The sequence below is a fragment of the Pseudomonas sp. A25(2017) genome (assembly GCF_002001065.1).
GTDB classification, from domain to species: domain Bacteria; phylum Pseudomonadota; class Gammaproteobacteria; order Pseudomonadales; family Pseudomonadaceae; genus Aquipseudomonas; species Aquipseudomonas kilonensis.
In genome coordinates, this window is the sequence record NZ_MUOA01000071.1 from 1 (window position 1) to 330 (window position 330).

The window sequence follows — 330 nt, forward strand, 5'->3', positions numbered from 1 at the left end:
TTGCGGTCAGGCTGACAGTCGAGGTGTCGATGGTGTCGGTAACGTCAGTCACCGCCGGGGTAGTGCTCGGAACCAGGTTCTCGAAGTTACCGCCAGTCGCTTGATCGATGCTGACTTCGACTTTGCCCGCGTCTTTGTAGACGTCGTCTGTTGGCGCATCGACCGTCACGGTGCCGGTGGTGGCGCCTGCAGCGATGTTGATCACCGCGCCGTTGCTCAGGGTCACGGTCACTGGCGAGCCAGCGGCGTTGGTCAGGGTCGCGGTGTAAACGATGGAGCCACCTTCGGCGACAGTGTCAGTTGCCGAGAGCGTCAGGCCGGTAGTGTCCT

General features: G+C 62.1%; 1 protein-coding gene. It reads right to left on the reverse strand.

Features of this window, described 5'->3' with window-relative positions:
- A partial coding sequence (locus tag B0E42_RS17535; protein WP_139353176.1) for an immunoglobulin-like domain-containing protein occupies positions 1-330 on the reverse strand: 330 nt, incomplete at both ends.